The organism is Nocardiopsis sp. NPDC055824 (genome assembly GCF_053616335.1).
This window is the reverse complement of record NZ_JBSHDN010000377.1, coordinates 1-2585: the sequence shown is the minus strand read 5'-3', so window position 1 is coordinate 2585 and position 2585 is coordinate 1. Positions and strand designations below refer to the sequence as shown.

The 2585-nt window shown below is 74.9% G+C and carries 2 protein-coding genes; both read right to left on the bottom strand.

From position 1 onward, the window contains the following. Nucleotides 1–1841, bottom strand: a 1841-nt coding sequence (locus ACWGL3_RS31960; RefSeq protein WP_452462153.1) for a type I polyketide synthase, incomplete at its 3' end; no start/stop codon positions are given. Nucleotides 1842–1884: 43 nt separating this feature from the next. Further along, nucleotides 1885–2585: phosphopantetheine-binding protein (locus ACWGL3_RS31955; protein ID WP_452462152.1), on the bottom strand; the 701-nt coding region annotated here is incomplete at its 5' end.

Sequence of the window (2585 nt, the reverse complement as noted above, 5' to 3'; positions counted from 1 at the left end):
GCCAACGCCCGCTCACACTCCGCGATCCGCTCCGCGAACACCGGTGAGGAATCCAACAACTCCACCGCCATCCCCTCCCACTGACCACCCTGACCGGGGAAGACCAGCACGGGCCTGCGATCCGACGCGCGTCCGCGAACCGTGCCGACCGCGTTCACGCCCTCAGCTAGTTCACCGAGGCGTGCCAGGAGGGTGTCGCGGCCGGTCCCGACCACGGCGGCCCGGTACTCGAAGGCCGTGCGGGTGGTCGCCAGCGACCACCCCACGTCCACCGGGTCCAGACCGGGATCCGCCCCGACCCGGTCGCGCAGACGGGCGAGGGAGTCGTCGAGCGCCTCCCGGCTGTGGGCCGAGACCACCCAGGGCACCGGCCCCGCGGCTCCGGCTGCGCTCCGCGCCCCCGGGTCGCGGGAGGGGCCGGTGAGGACGGCGCCCTCCCGTTCCGGGGCGGGAACGGCCTCGTCGGGAGCCTGCTCCAGGACGAGGTGGGCGTTGGTCCCGCTGGCGCCGAACGCGGACACGCCCACACGGCGGGGGCGGCCGGTCTCCGGCCACGGCCGCGCCTCGGTGAGGAGCTCCACGGCGCCGGAGGACCAGTCCACGAACGGTGTGGGCTCGGCGACGTGGAGCGTCCGCGGCAGGATCCCCTCGCGCATGGCCAGGATCGACTTGATGACCCCGGAGACCCCGGCGGCCGCCCCGGTGTGCCCGATGTTGGTCTTGAGCGACCCGAGCCACAGGGGTTCCCCGGTCCGGTCGCGCCCGTAGGTGGCGAGCAGGGCGTTGGCCTCGATGGGGTCGCCGAGCCGGGTGCCGGTGCCGTGGGCCTCCACGGCGTCGACGTCGGCCGGGGTGAGCCGGGCGTCGGCGAGGGCCTGGCGGATCACCCGCTCCTGGGAGGGGCCGCTGGGCGCGGTCAGGCCGCTGGAGGCGCCGTCCTGGTTGACCGCGCCGCCCCGGATCACCGCCAGCACCCGGTGCCCGTTGCGCCGCGCGTCCGACAGGCGCTCCAGGACGAGCATGCCGGCTGCCTCGCCCCAGCCGGTGCCGTCGGCGTCGGCGGAGAACGCCTTGCAGCGGCCGTCCGCGGACAGCACGCCGTGGCCCGTGAAGGACACCCACGCGGAGGTGTCGGTGTGGGCGGTGACACCTCCGGCCAGGGCGAGGGAGGACTCGCCCGAGCGCAGGGAGCGCACGGCCATGGCGATCGACACGAGGGAGGACGAGCAGGCGGTGTCCACCGTGATCGCGGGGCCCTCGAGCCCCAGGGTGTAGGACACCCGGCCCGCGGCGACGGCGGTCATGCCGCCGGTCAGGCGGTACCCCACCAGTTCGGCCGGGGACTCCTGGACCGGTGGCCCGTAGGTCTGGCCGACCATGCCGACGAACACGCCCGCGGGGGTGGAGTGCAGGGACCCGGGGGTGATGCCCGCGTGTTCGAGGGCCTCCCACGCCGTCTCCATGACGAGGCGGTGCTGGGGGTCCATGGCCATGGCCTCGCGGGGGTTGATCCCGAAGAAGGCGGGGTCGAAGTCCCCCGCGCCCTCCAGGAAGCTCGCGGAGCGGACGTAGGTCCGGCCGAGACCGTCCGGGTCGGGGTTGAACAGGCCCTCCAGGTCCCAGCCGCGATCGGTGGGGAACCCGCCCCTGGTCTCGCGCCCCTCGACGAGCAGGTCCCACAGCCCTTCGGGGGTGTCGGCCCCGGGGAAGCGGCAGCCGATCCCGACCACCGCGACGGGCTCGTGGTCGCGCTCCTCCAGCTCCTCGACACGGGTGCGTGCCTGTCGCAGGTCGACGGCCATCTTCTTGACCAGGTCGCGGAACTTGTTCTCGTTCGTCATACGTGCTGCTCTCGTGTGCGTTCCGGTCAGGAGGGTCCGCGGGTCAGGAGATCCCGAACTCCTGGTCGATCAGCTCCAGGAGCTGGTCGTCGGTGGCCTCGTCGTACTCGGTCCCGGGCTCGGAGTCGTCGAGGCGGCGCAGGAGGCCGCGCAGTCGGTCGCCGAGCTCCTTCCTGGTCCCGTCGTCCACCGCCGATGCGGCCAGGGCCGTTTCGAGCCTGTCCAGTTCGTCCAGGACGGGCAGCGGGGCCCGGTCGGCGGCGGAGGCCTCCGCGAGGCGGTCGGCCACGTGGCGGGTGAGGGCGAGCGCCGTGGGGTGGTCCAGTGCCACGGTGACGGGCAGGTCCAGGCCGGTCGCCTCGTTGAGCCGGTTCCGCAGCTGGACGGCGCCGAGCGAGGTACCGCCCGCGTCGAGGAAGCCGCGGCCGAGGTCGACGTCCTCCGCTCGCGGGTGGCCGAGGACGGCGGCGGTCTCCGCGCGGACCAGGGTGAGGACGGCCTCCTCCCGTTCGGCCGCCGAGAGCCCCGGCGGAAGCCGCCAGTCGCCCCGTCCGGCGGTACCGCCGGACGGGACCGCCGCCGTCCCGGCGGGTTCGGGGGCGGGCGCGGCGGGCGCGGCGGGCGCGGCGGACGCGGGCGAGCGCCAGTAGCGCTGTCGTTGGAAGGGGTAGGTCGGCAGCTCCACCACCCGCGCCCCCCGCCCGAACACCGACGACCACTCCACCCGCGCGCCGTACGCGAACG